This is a genomic window from Streptomyces sp. NPDC005551 (genome assembly GCF_042871785.1).
Lineage (GTDB): Bacteria > Actinomycetota > Actinomycetes > Streptomycetales > Streptomycetaceae > Streptomyces.
On sequence record NZ_JBIAJE010000008.1, the window covers coordinates 319,822 to 339,121 of the forward strand.

Annotated in this window: 14 protein-coding genes and 1 riboswitch; of the genes, 6 read left to right on the forward strand and 8 right to left on the reverse strand. The window is 72.2% G+C overall.

Annotation, left to right across the window (positions count from 1 at the left end):
- The first annotated feature begins 37 nt into the window (after positions 1-37).
- The 3 genes from ACFYP4_RS24545 to ACFYP4_RS24555 all read left to right on the forward strand — a co-directional run bounded on the left by ACFYP4_RS24545 (position 38) and on the right by ACFYP4_RS24555 (position 2,755).
- Positions 38-586 carry a DUF6668 family protein gene (locus ACFYP4_RS24545; RefSeq protein ID WP_388788023.1) on the forward strand — a complete coding sequence of 183 codons (549 nt, stop codon included), beginning with the start codon at positions 38-40 and terminating at the stop codon, positions 584-586.
- Positions 587-631: 45 nt separating this feature from the next.
- Complete coding sequence (locus ACFYP4_RS24550; RefSeq protein ID WP_358850946.1) at positions 632-2,023, forward strand: amidase; 1,392 nt, start codon at positions 632-634, stop codon at positions 2,021-2,023.
- Between the two features lie 132 nt (positions 2,024-2,155).
- Entirely contained in the window at positions 2,156-2,755 is a 600-nt protein-coding gene (locus ACFYP4_RS24555; RefSeq protein ID WP_358850947.1) for an NAD(P)H-dependent oxidoreductase, read from the forward strand.
- A gap of 13 nt (positions 2,756-2,768) precedes the next feature.
- On the opposite strand, the gene ACFYP4_RS24560 is transcribed toward ACFYP4_RS24555, so the two are convergent.
- From ACFYP4_RS24560 to ACFYP4_RS24575, 4 genes are all read right to left on the reverse strand, one after another.
- A complete protein-coding gene (locus tag ACFYP4_RS24560; RefSeq protein ID WP_388788027.1) occupies positions 2,769-3,665 on the reverse strand; it encodes an ABC transporter permease in 897 nt (298 codons plus the stop codon).
- Complete coding sequence (locus tag ACFYP4_RS24565) at positions 3,652-4,617, reverse strand: ABC transporter ATP-binding protein (RefSeq protein ID WP_358850949.1); 966 nt, start codon at positions 4,615-4,617, stop codon at positions 3,652-3,654. Before ACFYP4_RS24565 ends, ACFYP4_RS24560 begins: the two co-directional genes overlap by 14 nt.
- Before the next feature lie 43 nt (positions 4,618-4,660).
- A complete protein-coding gene (locus tag ACFYP4_RS24570; protein WP_358850950.1) occupies positions 4,661-5,905 on the reverse strand; it encodes a DUF2092 domain-containing protein in 1,245 nt (414 codons plus the stop codon).
- A gap of 514 nt (positions 5,906-6,419) precedes the next feature.
- Entirely contained in the window at positions 6,420-7,430 is a 1,011-nt protein-coding gene (locus ACFYP4_RS24575) for a polyprenyl synthetase family protein (RefSeq protein ID WP_358850951.1), read from the reverse strand.
- 334 nt (positions 7,431-7,764) lie between these two features.
- Here ACFYP4_RS24575 and ACFYP4_RS24580 point away from each other — a divergent pair, with 334 nt between their 5' ends.
- A complete protein-coding gene (locus tag ACFYP4_RS24580) occupies positions 7,765-9,798 on the forward strand; it encodes a CocE/NonD family hydrolase (RefSeq protein WP_388788032.1) in 2,034 nt (677 codons plus the stop codon).
- Between the two features lie 384 nt (positions 9,799-10,182).
- Positions 10,183-10,342: riboswitch (cyclic di-AMP (ydaO/yuaA leader) on the forward strand.
- A 6-nt stretch (positions 10,343-10,348) separates the two neighbouring features.
- Positions 10,349-11,083, forward strand: a complete 735-nt coding sequence (locus tag ACFYP4_RS24585; RefSeq protein WP_358850953.1) for a LysM peptidoglycan-binding domain-containing protein — start codon at positions 10,349-10,351, stop codon at positions 11,081-11,083.
- A gap of 74 nt (positions 11,084-11,157) precedes the next feature.
- Here the strand turns inward: ACFYP4_RS24585 and ACFYP4_RS24590 are convergent, their stop codons facing one another.
- Positions 11,158-12,036, reverse strand: a complete 879-nt coding sequence (locus ACFYP4_RS24590) for a Cof-type HAD-IIB family hydrolase (RefSeq protein WP_358850954.1) — start codon at positions 12,034-12,036, stop codon at positions 11,158-11,160.
- 351 nt (positions 12,037-12,387) lie between these two features.
- Here ACFYP4_RS24590 and fahA point away from each other — a divergent pair, with 351 nt between their 5' ends.
- Positions 12,388-13,641 (forward strand): fumarylacetoacetase, encoded by a 1,254-nt coding sequence (gene fahA / locus ACFYP4_RS24595; protein ID WP_358850955.1) that lies wholly within the window; start codon positions 12,388-12,390, stop codon positions 13,639-13,641.
- A gap of 43 nt (positions 13,642-13,684) precedes the next feature.
- Here the strand turns inward: fahA and recQ are convergent, their stop codons facing one another.
- The 3 genes from recQ to ACFYP4_RS24610 form a co-directional block, all read right to left on the reverse strand.
- Complete coding sequence (gene recQ / locus ACFYP4_RS24600) at positions 13,685-15,790, reverse strand: DNA helicase RecQ (RefSeq protein ID WP_388788036.1); 2,106 nt, start codon at positions 15,788-15,790, stop codon at positions 13,685-13,687.
- A 273-nt stretch (positions 15,791-16,063) separates the two neighbouring features.
- On the reverse strand, positions 16,064-17,713 hold the full coding sequence (gene nuoN, locus ACFYP4_RS24605) for an NADH-quinone oxidoreductase subunit NuoN (protein ID WP_358850957.1): 1,650 nt from the start codon (positions 17,711-17,713) through the stop codon (positions 16,064-16,066).
- A complete protein-coding gene (locus tag ACFYP4_RS24610) occupies positions 17,710-19,296 on the reverse strand; it encodes an NADH-quinone oxidoreductase subunit M (protein ID WP_388788039.1) in 1,587 nt (528 codons plus the stop codon). Before ACFYP4_RS24610 ends, nuoN begins: the two co-directional genes overlap by 4 nt.
- Between the last annotated feature and the right edge of the window lie 4 nt (positions 19,297-19,300).

The window sequence follows — 19,300 nt, forward strand, 5'->3', positions numbered from 1 at the left end:
ACGGGAGGACCGACGGACGACGATGGAGGGAATGGCGATGCAGGGGATCGCAGGGCAGGGGCCGCAGGGCCCCGAGGTGTGGATACGCGGGCCGGTCGCCGGACCGGACCAGGAGCTGCCGCAGCCCGCCCAAGGCACCGTCACCGCACGCCGGTTCGCCTGGGTGGCCACCCACGGCGGCGCGGGCACCAGCACGCTCGCCACCGTCTTCGGCGGCCATGACGCGGGCCGCAACTGGCCGCGGCCCGAGCAGGGCGACCCGGCTTCGCTGCTCCTCGTGGCGCGTACGCATGCCACGGGACTGCGGGCCGTCTCGCACACCCTGGACACCTTCCGGCGCAGGGACGTGCCGCCGGGACTCGACCTCGACGCCGTCGTCCTGGTCGCCGACGCGCCGGGCCGCCTGCCCCGCCAACTCGCCCAGCACGCCAAGGAGATCGGCGCCACGATCGACGTCTACCAGGTGCCGTGGGTGCCGGCGTGGCGGGTGGGTGACCTTGGCGGGGAGCCGCCGCGCGAGTGCGAAGCGCTGGCCCGTCTGACCGGCGCGGCACCCCCGTCCTCCGGCAGACGGGGCCCCCGCTGACCCCCACAACCCGGAACACGGAACACCGGAGTCCGCCGACAGCCCATGAAGATCGACACGTACCTGTCCCTGTCGGCCGAGGACATCGCCTCGGCCGTACGCGCGCGTGCCGTGAGCGCCGTCGACGTGGTCACGGCCTGCCTCGCGCGACTGGAGGCGGTGGAGCCGGTGCTGTGCGCGTTCACCGAGGTGTGGGGCACGGAGGCGCTGCGCCGGGCCCGCGAGGTGGACGCCCGGATCGCCGCGGGCGAGCGGCCGGCCCTCGCGGGCGTCCCGGTCGGGGTGAAGGGACGCCACGGGCTGCGTACGGCGGCCGGGCTGGTCGCCGCCGGGTGCGTACCCGTGGGGGCGACGTCCGTGCCGGGTCCGGGGACTCCCTGGCAGACCTGGGGGCTCGGGGCGCACGGGCGGACCGTCAACCCCTGGCGGCCCGACCGGACTCCGGGCGGTTCCTCGGCCGGGTCGGCGGCGGCGGTGGCCGCGGGCGTGGTGCCGATGGCGACCGGCAGCGACGGCGCCGGGTCCGTCCGTATCCCCGCCGCGTGGTGCGGTGTCCTCGGCCTCAAGACCACCAACGGCCGCCTCCCGTCGGCGGACCGTACGGGGCTCACGGCGGCCGGCGTCCTCACCCGGCACGCGTCCGACCTGGCGGCGTACTGGCGGGTCGTGTCCGGCACCCCCGCGCAGTCCGGCCCCGAGGACCACACCTCGCCCCCACCCTTCTTTCCGCCGGCCGGCGCGGCAGACCCGCCCCCGCGCCCCTCCTCCGAACGCCGTGCGGCGTATCCGCGCCCCCTCTCCGAAGCCCGCGCCGCGCACCCGCGCCCGCGTACGGATCCGGCCAACCTTCCCGTCACCGACCCGCCCCGCGTACCGGCGGGAGTCCCCGATGCCCCGGCTCCCGTCACCGCCGTCTGGTCCCCCGGTCTCGGTCTCGGCGGGACCGGCGCGGAGGCGGGCGCCCTCGCGGCCGTCGCATACGGGGCGGTGGAACGGCTGGTCCGCGCCGGGGTCGTACGGCTCGTGCCCGGGGACGTACGGCTGGTGGATCCCGGTCCCGCCTGGCTGGCGCTGCGCACGCCCGGGGCCGGTCCCGACGTCGCCCGGCCGGTCCGGGAGGAGAACGACCGGCGGCTCGCCGGGGTCTTCGCCCGGGCCGAACTGCTGCTGACCCCCGTCACCCCGAACGCGCCGCACGGCCACGACGGTCCGGGCGACCGCTACTCCACCGCCCTCACCTGGGCGTTCAACCTCAGCGGTCACCCCGCGGCGAGCGTTCCGGCGGGTTTCGGTCCCGACGGCTGCCCGGCCGGCCTCCAGCTGGTGGCCCGGCACGGCGGGGAGCCCCTGCTGCTGGCCGTCGCGCGTGCCGCCGAGGGCCTGGCCGGCCTCCGCTCCCCCGTGCCCCCTGCCGGGGTCACGCTCCCGGACGTCTGACCGTCGACAGCAGGCACAGACGGCACGCGCCCCACTGGCCCGTTCTCGGCACTCAGTGACAGTTATCCTTGCGCGTGCATATACTGCGTATGCATGTAATCGTCGTATGCCGAGCATCCGGAGGGCCGCCCCATGTCCCGCTCCTTCCTCTTCCTTCTGGGCAGCAGCCGCCCCGACGGCAATACGGAACTGCTGGCCCGCCGCGCCGCCGAGCAACTGCCCGCCGACGTGGAACAGCGCTGGCTGAGCCTCGCCGACCATCCGCTCCCCGACTTCGAGGACCTGCGTCACGACAGCGATCACGTCCGGCCCACCGAGGGCGCGGCCGGCCTGCTCCTCGACGCCACCCTCGCGGCGACGGACGTCGTCATCGCCTCGCCGCTGTACTGGTACACGCTGTCCGCACCGGTCAAGCGCTACCTGGACTACTGGTCGGGCTGGCTGCGTACGCCGGGCGTCGATTTCAAGGAGACGCTGACCGGCCGCACCCTGTGGGGTGTCACGGCGCTGGCGCACACGGAGGAGGTGGTGGCGGACCCGCTGGTCGGCGCGCTGAACAACTCGGCCGCGTACCTGGGCATGCGCTTCGGCGGGGTCCTCCTCGGGAACGGCAGCAAGCCGGGTGACGTACTGCACGACTCCGCGGCGCTGGCCCGGGCGAAGACGTTCTTCGCGCGGGAGGCCCCGCTCGCCCGCTTCCCCTACGAGGTGCCCGGGGAAACGGCCGCCTGAGGACGGGCCCGGCCTACGCCGTGATGTCCTTCCCCGTGAACCGCGCCCAGGCCGCGGAACCGAACACGGCCGCGTACAGGGCCTGCAGTTCAAGATTGCGGATCATGTCCTCCCAGTACACCGGCTCCCGCATGAGGTCGGCGAAGGACAGCCAGTAGTGCGAGAAGAAGTAGGGCTGGAGGGCGTGCAGTTGGGGGATCTGGTCGAGGATCTGGACGGTGACGAGGAGGCCGACCGTCGTCGCCATCGCCGCGATGCCGCTGTTGGTCAGCGTCGAGACGAACAGGCCGAGCGCCGCCGTTCCGGTCAGTGAGGCGGCGACGGCCAGCGCGATGAGCAGGGCCCTGCCGAAGCCCTCGGCGAGGCTGATCCGGGTCCCGGAGATCGTCGTCAGCTCCCCGAGCGGGAAGAGGAGGGCGCCCGCCGCGAGCGCCGAGACGGTCACCACGAGGGTCGCGGCCAGGCAGAACGTCAGCACCGTCGCGTACTTGGTGACCAGCAGGCGGGTGCGGCCCGCGGGGGCGACCAGCAGATAGCGCAGGGTGCCCGCGTTCGCCTCGCCGGCGACGGCGTCGCCCGCGACGACACCGACCGCCATCGGCAGGAAGAAGGGAAGCGTCGCGGCGAGCGCCGTGAACACAAGGAACAGGCCGTTGTTGGTGATCTGCGAGATGAACGCCGGGCCCTCGCCGCCCCCGCCGCCCGCCGCCGAGCCGTCACTGGTCTCGATCCTGACGGCGACACCGATGAGGACGGGCACGGCCGCCAGCACGGCCAGCAGCGCGATCGTCCGCCAGCGCCGGAAGGTGGTGACCAGCTCGCTGCGGAACAGTCCGAGCGTCCACAGCGCGCCCGGTTTCCGTACGGTGCGGTCGCCGGCCGCAGGGGCCGCCGCCTCAGCCCGCGACATCGAAGCCCTCCCCCGTCAGTGCCACGAACGCGTCCTCCAGGGACGCCCGCTCCACCCCGAAGCCGCGCACCCGCACGCCCGCCGTGACCAACGCTGCGTTCAGTTCGGCCGGTTCACGCTCCGGAGGCTCCGCGCTCACCCCGGTGTCCGTCACCACGAGATCCGTGACGCCCTGTTCCTTCAGCACCCGCGCCGCCTCGCCGGTGTCGGGGGTGGTCACCACGAGGCGCCCTCGCGCACCCGCCGCCAGCTCCGCCACCGGACCCTGGATGATCAGCCGGCCCCGGGCCATCACGGCCGCGTGCGTGCACACCTGCTCGATCTCGTCGAGGAGGTGCGAGGAGAGGAAGACGGTGGCGCCGTCGGACGCCAACTCCCGTACCAGGGAACGGATCTCGCGCATGCCCTGCGGGTCCAGGCCGTTGGTCGGCTCGTCGAGGACGAGCAGCCGCCGGGGCTGCAGGAGCGCGGCGGCGAGTCCCAGCCGCTGCTTCATGCCCAGGGAGTACGCCTTCGCCTTCTTGCCCGCGGCGGCGGTGAGGCCGACCCGGTCGAGCGCGGTCGCGACGCGGGTGCGCCGGGTGCGCGGGTCGGCGGTCGGGTCGGCGGCGTCGTACCGCAGGAGGTTGTCGCGCCCGGACAGGAACCCGTACAGGGCCGGGCCCTCGATGAGGGCGCCCACCTGCGGGAGCACGGCGCGCGCGGCGCGGGGCATCGGCTGCCCCAGCACGCGCGCCGTGCCGGACGTCGGGGCGATCAGGCCCATCAGCATGCGGATGGTGGTGGTCTTGCCCGAGCCGTTCGGCCCGAGGAAGCCGAAGACACTGCCCGCCGGGACGCTCAGATCGAGACGGTCGACGGCGAGCTGTCCGCCGCGGTAGCGCTTGGTGAGCGCGCGGGTGGCGATCACCGCGTCCACCGGTCCGGGCTCCGCGGCGGACGGCTCCTCCATGCGTTCCCTCGATTCGTCGGTCCCCGGCCCGCGGGACGCGGACCTACTTCGCGGCGGCGTCGGCCGCCTTCACCAGCGCTTCCTTGGTGACGGCGCCGGCGTACACCTGACCGTCGTCCGTGATCAGCGCGTTGACCAGCCGGGTCGAGAAGACCGTGCCCGAGCCGAACTTCCCGCTGACGTGGTCGCCGAGGGAGTTCAGGAAGCCGGAGACGTCACCGTTGCCGGAGGACTCCGACGGCATGCCCTGACCGCCCGTGTCGAACCGGGCGATCGTGGTCCAGCCCTCGCCGATGGTCTTCAGCCCGTCGAGGCCCTCGGCGAGGTCCTCGTCGGACTTCGGGGAGGACTGCGGGGAGGACTTCGGCGCGGAATGCGGCGCGGACTTCGGCCCCTTCGAGCCGGCCCCGGTGTCGCCCTCGGTGACCTTCGCGCCCTTCGGCGGGGTGAAGTCGAAGGTCGACGCAGCCGGCTTCGCGAAGTCGACCCGGGTGAAGCCGGCGTCCACGACCGCCGAGCCGCCGCTCGCCGGGGTCAGCGTGAACTTCAGCGGCGTACCGGTCTTCGCGTCGACGGCGACGGTGATCGCGCCGACCGTGGAACCGGACTGCTTCGGCTTGACGACCAGCCGGTACGCGTCCCGGCCGGCGACCTGTGCGGTGCCGTCGACGGTCACCGACGTGGTCTTGTCGACCGCCTTCAGCGCCTCCTCGGCCAGCTTCTGGGGCGTGGCCGGGACGTCCTCGGGCGCCTCGGACTTCTTCGCGCCCTCAGGAACGGTCGAGTGGTAGACCTCGTTCGACTTGCTGTCGTAGGCCCAGACGTCCGCGCCGTTGTGGATGACGCTGTACTCGGCCGCCTTGTCCAGCAGCGAGACCTTGCCCCTGTCGGGGCCGTCGGCCGCGACGCGCAGGGTGTGCGTGCCGGAGGCCAGCTCCATGAGCTTGGACGACGGGTCGGCGGAGGAGCCACCGCCCCGGCCGGCCGCCCCCGGGGCGAAGCTGCTCTCCAGACCGCCCAGGTCGGGCAGCCCGAGGTCGGTGCTGATCTTCACCGTGCCGGACAGCCGCTGGGTGTCCGACTTCGCGATCTTCTCGATGAGTTGCTGAGCGGTGATCTTCGGCAGGTCGGGGTCGCCGGAGTCGGCGAGCGCCGGGACGAGCCCGATGGTCGCCGCCGCCACCCCCACCACCGCGACCGGGACGACGTACCGCGCGGCCTTGCGCCGGCCCGCGCTCACGTCGTCGGCCTCGTGGGCCAACGGGTCCTCGGATGCGTACGGTGTCATGTGTGCCCTTACCTCCGTCATCGGCGGCGGCCTTCAGTCACTGTCCTCGTCCACCCCTGCGCCGCCATTCTCACCCGAATTGATGAGGAGTGGTGCTTTCCATCTGACCAAATCCGCCGGGAAGAAGCGTCAGACCCCGGGCTCAACTCCGTGTACTGCTGCGGTATGACACGCAGGGGCGGTGTCTCCCCCGACCCGTAGGGGTCGTGCGGGGCAGACACCGCCCGTGGGACCGGCACACCCTGTCCGCGCTGCAAGAACACGTAGTAGGTCGGGTAGGGGACCGGATTCCGCACTCAAGGTGATCAGAGCACCCGCGTCACGGGCGCTCGGGTGCGTCCGGCGCGCAGGGACTCGGATACGTCGTCCGGCACGCAGGGGCTCGGATACGTCCGGCGCGCGCTCGGGTGCGTCCGGCGCAGGGACGAGCGCGCGGGTGACGCGAGGGCGCAGCCCGAGGCGCAGGGCGGAGGCGGAGGCGGGGCCCTCACCGGTCCGCGGGCGGGCGGGCCGGTCAGCCCGCCCGGTGCACCACCGCGTCGCACAGCTCCAGGAGCGCCGCCTTGGCATCGCACTCCACCAGCGGCGCCAGCGCGGCCCGCGCGTCCTCGGCGTACCGCACGGTGTCCCGGCGGGCCTGCTCCAGCGCGGGATGCGCCCGCAGGCGGGTCAGCGCCTCGGCGTGCCGGGCGTCGTCCGTGAGGTCGGAGTCGAGCAGCTCGCACAGGGCGATGTCCTCGGCGAGCCCGAGGCGCTCCACCCGCTCGCGCAGCCGCAGCACCGGCAGCGTGGGGATGCCCTCGCGGAGGTCGGTCCCGGGCGTCTTGCCCGACTCGTGCGAGTCGGACGCGATGTCCAGGACGTCGTCGGCGAGCTGGAAGGCGACGCCGAGCCGCTCGCCGTACTGCGTGAGCACGTCCACGACCGTGTCGTCGGCGCCCGACATCATCGCGCCGAAACGGCAGGCCACGGCGACCAGCGAGCCGGTCTTGCCGCTGAGCACGTCGAGGTAGTGGTCGATCGGGTCGCGCTCGTCACGGGGGCCGGCGGTCTCCAGGATCTGGCCGGTGACCAGGCGTTCGAACGCCCCGGCCTGGACCCGGACGGCCTCCGGGCCGAGGTCGGCCAGGATGTGGGAGGCGCGGGCGAAGAGGAAGTCGCCGGTGAGGACGGCGATCGAGTTGCCCCAGCGGGTGTTGGCGCTGGGCACCCCGCGGCGCACCTCCGCCTCGTCCATCACGTCGTCGTGGTAGAGCGTCGCGAGGTGGGTGAGCTCGACGACCACGGCCGAGGGCACGATGCCCGGCGCGTAGGGGTCCCCGAACTGGGCGGCGAGCATCACGAGCAGCGGCCTGAACCGCTTTCCGCCGGCCCGCACGAGGTGCTGGGCGGCCTCCGTGATGAAGGGGACCTCGCTCTTGGTGGCTTCGAGCAAGCCCTCTTCGACAGCCGTCAGTCCGGCCTGGACATCGGCTTCGAGAGCCTGGTCCCGCACGCTCAGCCCGAAAGGCCCGACGACGGTCACGAGAGGTTCTCCTGTCTGCTGACGATCACATGGCGAACTCGGTCGATCATTCGGTCGATGACACGGTTTGTCGATGTGTCGCTGCCATCACTCAAGTCAGCGTATCCGGTCACGTTTCGATCACCACGAGCGCCCACCGCCCCCGTCCACGACTTCCCTCCCCCAGCGGGCGCAGTCATGCCCGGGCGATACGGCATCACGGACGGTATGTTCTTGATCACCCGATACGTCCTGACCTGTACCGAACCCACCGGAAGGCTCTCGTGCCGCGACGCGCCGCCGCCACCCGGCACGCCACGCGGCCCGAGGCCCTCCACTCCCCGAGGTCACCGCGATGAGCACGCACATCCGTACGTCGTTCCCCTACGAGACGGCGCACGAGGACGTCCTGATCCCGCTGCCGGACGGGACACGCCTGTACGCGCGCGTGTGGCGTCCGGTCACCGACGAGCCGGTCCCGGCGCTCCTCGAATACCTCCCGTACCGCCTGACGGACTGGACCGCGCCCCGCGACTGGCAGCGCCACCCCTGGTACGCGGGGCACGGCTACGCCTCGGTGCGGGTGGACGTCCGCGGGCACGGCAACTCGGAGGGCCTGCCGGCGGACGAGCAAACGCAGGTGGAGGCGGCCGACGGGGCCGAGGTCGTCCACTGGCTCGCGGCCCAGCCGTGGTGCAGCGGGCGGGTCGGCATGTTCGGCCTCTCCCGGGGCGGCTTCGGCTCCCTCCAGGTCGCGGCCCTCGCGCCCGAGCCGCTCAGGGCCGTGGTCGCGGTCTGCTCGACGGACGACGGCTACGACAACGACCGGCACTACCTGGGTGGTTCCGTCCTGGCCTGCGACCTGCACGGCCGGGCTGCGGCCATGCTCGCCTTCGCCTCCCGGCCGCCGGACCCGCGCTACGTCGGTCAGGTGATGTGGCGCGACATGTGGGTGAGACGGCTGGAGGCCGTGAGCCCCTCCGTCCACACCTGGCTGGAGCACCAGACGCGGGACGCCTACTGGCGGCGCGGCAGCGTGCGCGAGGACTACGGGTCGGTCAGGGCCGCGGTGCTCGCGGTCGGCGGCTGGCACGACCCGTACCGGGACACCGTCCTGCGCCTGGTCGAACACCTTCCGGCGAACCGCGTGCGCGGGCTGATCGGCCCCTGGTCGCACCAGTACCCCGACCGGGGGCTGCCGCCCGGCCCGGCGATCGGCTTCCTCCAGGAGACGCTGCGCTGGTGGGACCACTGGCTGAAACCCCGCCCCGACGGGGGTGCCACCCCGGCCGGTGGCGGCACCGGTGTCCTGTCCGAACCGCTCCTGCGCGCGTACATCAGCGACTCGCACGTCCCGGCCACGGTGTATCCGGCCCTGCCCGGCCGTTGGGTCGGGGAGGACGCCTGGCCCTCGCCGTCGGTGACACCGGTGTCGTACGCGCTGCGGGGCGTGCCCGTGCCGGTGCGCTCTCCGCTGCACACCGGGCTGGACGCCGGCCGCTTCCTGCCCCTCGGCAACGACGCCGACCTGCCGCCGGACCAGCGGGACGAGGACGCGAAGTCGGCGTGCTTCGAGTTCGAGGTGCGGGAGGAGACCTGGGTGCTGGGGCGGCCGGGGGTCCGTCTGCGGCTGACCTCGCCGGTGCCGCGCGGGCAGGTGATCGCGCGGCTCTGCGACGTGTTCCCGGACGGGGCGTCGACGCTCGTCACGCGCGGCGTGCTGAACCTCTCCGCCCGCGAGGGCACGGACCGGGCGGTGGAGTGGCCGCCCGGCGCGACCCGGGACGTGACGTTCGAGCTGAGCGCCATCGGTCACGCCTTCCCGCCGGGGCACCGCATCCGGCTCGCGGTCTCCTCGGCGTACTGGCCCTGGGTCTGGCCGCAGCCGGGCTCGGACGCCGGCTTCACGCTGCACCCGGACGGCAGTTCGCTCGAACTGCCCGTACGCGCCCGGGAGTCGGACCCCTCGATCACTTTCGAGGAGCCGGAGGAGTCGGAGCCGCTGGGCGCCGTCGTACCGGCGACTCTGGACGAACCCCGCCCGCAACGGCTGGTCGTGCGCGATGTCGCCGCGGGCACCTGGCGACTGGAGGTGGACCCCGGCCTCGGCGGCACCCGTGTGTACCCCGACGGCCTCGAGGTCACGGAGGACGCCCTGGAGACGTACACGACCGGCCAGCGGGATCCCCTGTCCGCCCGCACCCGCTCGGACTGGTCGATCCGCTTCCACCGGCCGGACACCTCCTGGGACGCACGCGTGGAGACCCACTCCCAAATCACCTGTGAGGCGGGTGAGTTCTTCACCTCGGACGAGGTGATCTGCCGGGACGGGGACGAGGTCGTCTTCCACCGGACGTGGGAGAGGCGCATCCCGCGCACGGCGGGCTGAGGCCTGTCCGAGCCTCCCGGCGGGAGTCGGCCCGGCCCGGAGCGGGCCGCCCGGCGGGCCGCCCGCTCCCGGCGGCCCGCCCGGTCACCGCGCCACCTGGCCGCCAGTAATGCCCGAGTTGCCTGCTTTAAATCCCCTTTCATGGCGCTTGTTGGCGTGAAATGGGTCACGCTCAAATCGATCTTTTGGCCGGCCCTGCCGGACAAGTCTCCCTTTGCTAAAGGCAAGTTGAGTTTCACGTTCCGGTCTAATCGGACCATTTCCCCCCTGGTCAGAGGTAGATCAAATGCCGTGTCAGGGGAAATCGGGCCTTGTTTCGGACATGTGCTCTCGCATACGTTCACGTCGATCCGAGCGGACCCGCCTAATCCTGCCGCCGCTCGGTGACCCCACCCACCCACGCACGGCAGGAGCGGGGGACCCAGGTAAGCCGCCGGTCCGGATCACCGGAACGGCTCGGGGTTAAGTCGCATGTCACCGTGCGGCCGGGCACCTCCCAGCCCGAACCCGACAGCTCACCTCGCAGGCATCGGAGAGGAAGAGTTTCGCCATGGCCGTTCGAGGCAAGCACCGTCGTCCCGGAAACAACGCACTCACCCGCGGGCTCATCGCCGCCGGAACGGGCGGAGCCGCACTCGCGCTCCCCCTCGTCGGCGCCACCGTCGCGCAGGCGGCGCAGCCGACGCAGGCCGTCCGGTCCGTACCGGCCGCGGTCCCGCAGGTCCAGCTCGTCACCTACAAGGTGGCCCTGGGCGACACCCTGGCCAAGATCGCGCGTGAGCACACCGAGAACAGCGACTGGAAGAAGCTGTACGAGGCCAACCGCGCGGTCATCGGCAGCGACCCGTCGCTGATCCGCCCGGGCCTGAAGCTGACGGTCGGCACGAAGACCGTCAAGGGCGCCACGACCGGCACCACCACGGCCGCCAAGTCCGCCGTCACCCCCGCGTCCGCGAAGACGTACGCCAACAACCTGGACGGCTGGATCAAGGAAGCCCTGGACATCATGTCCCAGAAGGGCATCCCGGGCAGCTACGACGGCATCTACCGCAACATCATGCGCGAGTCGTCGGGCAACCCGCAGGCCATCAACAACTGGGACTCCAACGCGGTGGCCGGCACCCCGTCCAAGGGTCTCCTCCAGGTCATCGACCCGACCTTCGCCGCGTACCACGTGGACGGCACCTCGATGGACCCGTACGACCCCGTCGCGAACATCACGGCGGCCTGCAACTACGCGGCCGACAAGTACGGTTCGATCGACAACGTCTTCGGCGCGTACTGATCACCGCTCGGGGCCCCGCGCACTGAGTCCTCGTACGGGGCCCCTGCGTACTGATTACCGCGCGGGGCCCCCGCCTACCGGGCCCCGCGCAGGACCGCGCCGGGCGCTCCCCGCCCGACGGCGTCCGCCCTTCCCCGGTCCCCAGGGCCGGGGAACAGCCGTTCCAGGACGACCGCGATGCCGTCCTCCTCGTTCGAGAGGGTGATCTCGTCGGCCACCGCCCTGAGTTCGGGATGGGCGTTGGCCATGGCGACGCCGTGGGCGGCCCAGTCGAACATGGGTATGTCGTTCGGCATGTCGCCGAAGGCGATCGTGGCCGACGCCGGCAGACCGAGGTGCCCGGCGGCGAGCGCGAGGCCCGTCGCCTTGGTCACGCCGCATGGCTGGAGTTCGACGGTGCCGGGTCCCGACATGGTGACGGTCGCCAGGGAACCGACCGTCGCCCTGGCCGCCGACGCCAACTCGTCGTCGGACAGGAAGGGATGACGGAGCAGTACCTTGCTGATCGGTTCCGCCCAGAGGTCGTCGCGCCGCAGCACCCGTACCGCGGGCAGCGTCGGGTGCGGCATGAGGTAGCCCGGTTCGATGAGCGTGAGCCCGTCCACCCCGTCCTGGTCCACGGCGGCGAAGACCTGCCCGACCTCGGCCTCGATCTTGCCGAGCGCGGTCTCGGCCAGCTCCCGGTCGAGGGTCACCGACCACAGCAGACGGCCGGACCCGGCGTCGTAGAGCTGCGCGCCCTGGCCGCACACCGCGAGCCCTGTGCCGCCGAGTTCGTCGAGCAGCGGGCGCACCCTCGGCGCCGGGCGTCCGGTCACCACGAGATGCCGGCCGCCCGCCTCGGCCACCCTGGCCAACGCGGCACGCGACCGGTCGGAGAGCGTGTCGTCGCCGCGGAGCAGCGTTCCGTCCAGGTCAGTGGCGATGAGTGAATATGCAGTCGGAGCGGCCATGATCCGAAGAATACGGATCCCGCGCCCCAACGGCCCGGCGGGAACCGGACGACGTCCGGTATCCCGGCAGCAACGCCGGTCCCCGCACGGGATCACACGCCGCGCATCACCGGGTCCGTACGAAGCGGCCGCTGCGGGTGCCTTCGGCGCAGGGGGCAGCCGCCCCTGCCCGGCACGGCCCGACCCGACATTGTGAACTCTTCGGACGCGGTGCGCGGTCCGTCACGGGACCTGCCTCCGCTCGCCTCTGCCACGTAACGTGTGCCGCGACCACCTGGAACGCGTAGAACACCTGGATCGACGCGTGACACACATGGATCACCGGCGAGCACGAAAGCGAGGCAGCACCCGATGCCCCCCTTCGACGTCCCCGAGGGCGACCCCTTCGGTCCGCACAATCTTCCGTACGGCGTGTTCTCCCCAGCGGGTTCCGGCGGCTCCGCGGAGGGCTCTAGCCGTGCTCCGTCCTCCGGCGCGCGACGGGTGGGCGTCCGGCTCGGCGACCGCGTGCTCGACGCGGGCGCCGCGGCACGGGCGCTCGGCTCCCCCTACGAGACCCTGCTCGCGCGGCCGACCCTCAACCCCCTGCTCGCCGCGGGCCGCACCGCCTGGTCGGACGTGCGGCGCGCGCTCACCGCGTGGGTGACGGTCCCGGCGCACCGGGAGACGATCGAGCCGCTGCTGTACCCGCTGTCCGAGGTGACCCTGCACCTGCCCTTCGAGGTGGCGGACTACGTCGACTTCTACGCCTCCGAGAACCACGCCCGCAACGTCGGACAGATCTTCCGCCCGGACGCGGAGGACTCCCTCACCCCCAACTGGAAGCACCTCCCGATCGGTTATCACGGGCGGTCAGGCACGGTCGTCGTGTCGGGGACCGACGTGATCCGTCCGTCGGGCCAGCGCAAGGCACCCGCGGACGCCGCGCCGGTCTTCGGCCCGTCCGTCCGCCTGGACATCGAGGCGGAGGTCGGCTTCGTCGTCGGCGCGCCCTCCGCCCCGGGCGCCTCCGTCCCCCTGTCGGCGTTCCGCGACCACGTCTTCGGCCTCTGCCTCCTCAACGACTGGTCGGCGCGCGACATCCAGGCCTGGGAGTACGTCCCGCTCGGCCCCTTCCTCGGCAAGTCGTTCGCCACCTCGGTGTCGGCGTGGATCACTCCGCTCGACGCGCTGGAGGAGGCGCGGGTGGCGCCGCCGGAGCGCACGCACCCGCTGCTGCCCTACCTGGACGACGCCTCGGAGGACCCCGGCGGCTACGACCTGCGGATCTCCGTCGCGATCAACGGCCATCCGGTCTCCGAGCCGCCGTTCTCCAGCATGTACTGGACGGCGGCGCAGCAACTGACGCACATGACGGTCAACGGGGCGTCCCTGCGGACCGGCGACCTGTACGGCTCCGGGACGGTGAGCGGTCCCACGGAACGCGAGCGCGGTTCCCTGCTGGAGCTGACCTGGAACGGCCGCGACGCCCTCGAACTCCCCGACGGCACCCGGACGTTCCTGGAGGACGGCGACGAGGTGACCCTCACGGCCTGGGCGCCGGGGCCGGGCGGGACCCGGGTGGGCCTCGGCGAGGTGACCGGCAGGGTCGTACCGAAGAACTGACCTCGGCCGGTCGGCGGGGCGTGTCCTGCCCCGCCCGCCGCCGTCACATCCAGTCCTCCGGCTCCGGCTCCGGCTCCGGCTCCTCGTCCATCTCGGGCCAGTCCGGGTCGGGGGCGCCGACGGAACCGGAGCGCCGGCCGGAGTCCAGGCTCGGTGCGGAACCGGTGCTCCGGCCGGGTTCCGAACCGGAGTCCGGGCCGGGAGTGGCAGCGGCGGCCGTCGCACCAGGGCCGGGTTCGGCGGCCGGAGCGTCCACGGACGCGAGCGCCGCGAGGACTCCCTCCCCGTACGTCGCCAGCTTCTTCTCGCCGACGCCGCTGATCCCGCCCAGCTCCGCGACCGAGGCCGGGGCCGCGGTGGCGATCTCCCGGAGGGTGGCGTCGTGGAAGATGACGTACGCCGGGACGCCCTGCTCCTTCGCCTGGGCCGCGCGCCAGGAGCGCAGCGCCTCGAAGACGGGGACCAGCTCGGCGGGCAGCTCGGCCACCGCGGCCCTGGACTTCCTCTCCCCCCGGCCGGAACCGGACCGGGACGTGACCGGCTTCGGCGCCTCCTTGCGCAACGGCACCTGGCGCTCGCGCCGCAGCACCGTCCCGCTGGCCTCGGTCAGCACCAGCGTGCCGTAGTCCCCCTCGACCGCGAGCAGGCCCTGGGCCAGCAGCTGACGGACGACACCGCGCCATTCGGCCTCCGAGAGCTCCTCGCCGATGCCGAACACGGACAGCTGGTCGTGGTCGAACTGGATCACCTTGGCCGTCCGCCGGCCCAGCAGGATGTCGACGATCTGGACCGCCCCGAACTTCTGCCCCCGCTCCCGCTGCAACCGGACGATCGTCGAGAGCAGCTTCTGCGCGGCGACCGTGCCGTCCCAGGTCTCCGGCGGGGCCAGGCAGGTGTCGCAGTTGCCGCAGCGGTCCGCCTGGGGGTCCTGGCCGAAGTAGGCGAGGAGCTGGGAGCGCCGGCACTGGACGGTCTCGCACAGCGCCAGCATCGAGTCCAGGTGGGCGGCCGCCCGGCGGCGGAACGCCTCGTCGCCCTCGCTGCCCTGGATGAGCTTGCGCTGCTGCACCACGTCCTGCAGCCCGTACGCCATCCAGGCCGTGGACGGCAGTCCGTCGCGGCCCGCGCGGCCCGTCTCCTGGTAGTACCCCTCGACGGACTTGGGGAGGTCGAGGTGGGCGACGAACCGCACGTCCGGCTTGTCGATGCCCATGCCGAAGGCGATGGTCGCGACGACGACGAGCCCCTCCTCCCGGAGGAAACGCGACTGGTGCGCCGCGCGGGTGCCCGCGTCGAGCCCCGCGTGATAGGGCACCGCCTCGATCCCGTTGCGCGAGAGGAACTCGGCCGTCTTGTCGACCGAGTTGCGCGAGAGGCAGTAGACGATGCCCGCGTCGCCCGCGTGCTCCTCGCGCAGGAAGGACAGCAGCTGCTTCTTGGGGTCGGCCTTGGGGACGATGCGGTACTGGATGTTGGGCCGGTCGAAGCTCGCCACGAAGTGACGGGCGTCCGGCATGCCCAGACGCTGGGTGATCTCCCGGTGCGTCGCGTGGGTGGCCGTCGCGGTCAGCGCGATGCGGGGGACGTCGGGCCAGCGCTCGCCCAGCAGGGAAAGGGCCAGGTAGTCGGGGCGGAAGTCGTGACCCCACTGGGCCACGCAGTGCGCCTCGTCGATCGCGAAGACCGAGATCTTCGCACGCGACAGCAGATCCAGCGTGCCCTGAAGGCGCAGCCGCTCCGGAGCCAGATAGAGCAGGTCCAGCTCTCCGGCCAGGAACTCCGCCTCCACCACGCGCCGCTCGTCGAAGTCCTGCGTGGAGTTCATGAACCCGGCGCGCACACCGAGTGCCCGCAGCGCGTCCACCTGGTCCTGCATCAGCGCGATGAGGGGGGAGACGACGACCCCGGTGCCCGGTCTGACGAGGGCCGGGATCTGGTAGCACAGGGACTTGCCGCCGCCGGTCGGCATCAGGACGACGGCATCACCGCCGGCGACCACGTGGTCGATGACGGCTCCCTGCTCGCCGCGGAAGGCCTCGTACCCGAAGACCCGGTGCAGCGTGGCCAGTGCCTCGCTCACCGCCGGTCCCGCCGGTCCCGCCGGTCCCGCCGTCACGTCCGCTCCGGTCACCACAGCTGTCCCGCCCATCCCGCTCATCGCCCGTCGTCCCCCGTATGTCGTGCTTCGCCCACGACAGCCACCATAGGGCTACGCACCGACAGCCCCGGCAGTTGTCCACAGGCTGCGACCGTTCCGTTCCGTTGCGCCACGCACAGGTGTTCCACCAACACCGCGGGGCGGCGCGCGCACGGGCGGCTCCGGTCCTCCGTGCCGCCGTACGCGCGCGGTCCGGGGCCCCGTACGCGCGCGGGCCCCGGTCCTCCGAGGGGAGGCCGGGCCCCGGCACGCAACGCGGTCGCTCTAGCGGACGAAGACTCCCGCCTGGCCCGCCAGGTCCAGGAAGTACTGGGGCGCCACACCCAGCACCAGCGTGACCGCCACGCCGACCGCGATCGCCGTCGTGGTCAGCGGCGACGGCACGGCGACCGTCGGGCCCTCCGGGCGCGGCTCGCTGAAGAACATGAGCACGATCACCCGGATGTAGAAGAAGGCCGCGATCGCCGACGAGATCACACCGACCACGACGAGCGCGCCCGCGCCGCCTTCCGCCGCCGCCTTGAACACGGCGAACTTCCCGGCGAACCCGGAGGTCAGCGGGATACCGGCGAAGGCCAGCAGGAAGACCGCGAACACGGCCGCCACCAGCGGGGACCTGCGTCCGAGGCCCGCCCACTTGGACAGGTGCGTGGCCTCGCCGCCCGCGTCCCTGACCAGGGTGACGACCGCGAAGGCACCGATCGTCACGAACGAGTACGCGCCCAGGTAGAAGAGCACGGACGAGACGCCGTCGGGCGTCGTCGCGATGACACCCGCGAGGATGAAGCCCGCGTGCGCGATGGACGAGTACGCGAGGAGCCGCTTGATGTCGGTCTGGGTGATCGCGACGATCGCGCCGCCCAGCATGGTGACGACCGCGACGCCCCACATGACCGGCCGCCAGTCCCAGCGCAGCCCCGGCAGGACCACGTACAGGAGGCGGAGCAGGGCGCCGAACGCGGCCACCTTGGTCGCCGCCGCCATGAAGCCGGTGACCGGGGTGGGCGCGCCCTGGTAGACGTCCGGGGTCCACATGTGGAACGGCACCGCGCCGACCTTGAACAGCAGTCCCATGACGACCATGGCGACGCCGATGAGCAGCAGCGCGTCGTTGCCCATGGTGCCGGCGAGCGCGGGATCGACGTTCCGCACGGTGCCGTCGACGACCTGCGCGACGGTCGCGTACGACACCGAGCCCGCGTAGCCGTACAGCAGGGCGATGCCGAACAGGGTGAACGCGGAGGCGAAGGCGCCGAGCAGGAAGTACTTGACCGCGGCCTCCTGCGACAGGAGCCGCTTGCGGCGCGCCAGGGCGCACAGCAGGTACAGCGGGAGCGAGAAGACCTCCAGGGCGACGAACAGCGTCAGCAGGTCGTTCGCCGCCGGGAAGACCAGCATGCCCCCGATCGCGAAGAGCAGGAGCGGGAACACCTCGGTGGTGGTGAACCCGGCCTTCACGGCGGCCTTCTCGCTGTCGCTGCCGGGCACGGACGCGGCCTGCGCGGCGAAGGAGTCGACGCGGTTGCCGTGCGCCTCCGGGTCGAGCCGCCGCTCGGCGAAGGTGAAGACGCCGAGCAGTCCGGCCAGCAGGATCGTGCCCTGAAGGAACAGGGCGGGGCCGTCGACGGCGATGGCGCCCATGGCGGCGATGTGCGCCTTCGTCGTGCCGTACCCGCCGGCCGCGAGCGCCACGACCGCGGCGAAGGCGGCGGCGAGCGCGACGACGGACAGGAACACCTGCGCGTAGTAACGGGACTTGCGAGGCACGAACGCCTCGATCAGGACCCCGGCGACAGCCGCCCCGATGACGATCAGGGTGGGGGACAGCTGCCCGTATTCGATCTTCGGCGCGTCGATCTTCGAGATCGGGTCGGCCGCGGTTGTCCACAGGCTGTGGACGGCTACTGCGCTCACTTGGCCGCCTCCACCTCGGGCTTGGGGTCCTTCTTGTGTACATCTGACATGGTCTGCTGCACCGCCGGGTTCACGATGTCGGTGAGCGGCTTCGGGTAGACGCCCAGGAAGATCAGCAGCGCGATCAGCGGGGCGACGACCAGGAGCTCACGCACCCTGAGGTCGGGCATCTCGGCGACCTCCGCCCTCACCGGGCCCGTCATCGTCCGCTGGTAGAGGACGAGCGTGTAGAGCGCGGCGAGGACGATGCCGAAGGTGGCGATGATGCCGATGACCGGGTAGCGCGAGAACGTGCCGACCAGGACCAGGAACTCGCTCACGAAGGGCGCGAGTCCGGGCAGCGAGAGAGTCGCCAGGCCGCCGATGAGGAACGTGCCCGCGAGCACCGGGGCGACCTTCTGCACTCCCCCGTAGTCGGCGATCAGGCGCGAACCGCGCCGCGAGATCAGGAATCCGGCCACCAGCATCAGGGCGGCGGTCGAGATGCCGTGGTTGACCATGTAGAGCGTCGCACCGGACTGGCCCTGGCTGGTCATCGCGAAGATGCCGAGGATGATGAAGCCGAAGTGCGAGATCGACGCGTACGCCACCAGCCGCTTGATGTCACGCTGGCCGACCGCGAGCAGCGCCCCGTAGATGATGCTTATCAATGCCAGGACGAGGATGACGGGCGTCGCCCACTTCGAGGCCTCGGGGAACAGCTGGAGGCAGAAGCGCAGCATCGCGAACGTGCCGACCTTGTCGACCACCGCGGTGATCAGCACGGCGACCGGGGCCGTCGCCTCGCCCATGGCGTTCGGCAGCCAGGTGTGCAGCGGCCACAGCGGCGCCTTCACCGCGAAGGCGAAGAAGAAGCCGAGGAACAGCCACCGCTCGGTGCTCGTCGCCATGTCCAGCGTGCCGGCGGCCCGGGCCTCGGCGATTGCCTCGAGCGAGAAGTTCCCGGCGACCACGTACAGACCGATGACGGCGGCCAGCATGATCAGGCCGCCGACCAGGTTGTAGAGGAGGAACTTCACGGCGGCGTACGAGCGCTGCGTGGCCGCCGCCGCGTCGCCGTGCTCGTGGGCCCGGTCCCCGAAGCCGCCGATGAGGAAGTACATCGGGATCAGCATGGCTTCGAAGAAGATGTAGAAGAGGAAGACGTCGGTGGCCTCGAAGGAGAGGATCACCATCGCCTCGACGGCCAGGATCAGGGCGAAGAAGCCCTGGGTCGGCCGCCAGCGGCTGCTTCCGGTCTCCTGCGGGTCGGCGTCGTGCCAGCCGGCCAGGATCACGAAGGGGATCAGCAGGGCGGTCAGCGCGACGAGCGCCACCCCGATGCCGTCCACACCCAGCTCGTACCTGACCCCGAAGTCGGCGATCCAGGAGTGGGACTCGGTGAGCTGGTACCGGTCGCCGCCGGGTTCGAAACGGACCAGGACGATCGCGGCCAGGACGAGCGTGGCGAGCGAGACGAGCAGCGCCAGCCACTTGGCCGCGACGCGACGCGCGGCCGGCACCGCGGCCGTGGCGATCGCCCCGAGAGCCGGGAGCGCCGCTGTCGCCGTCAGCAGGGGAAAAGCTGTGTTGGATCCAGACATTCGG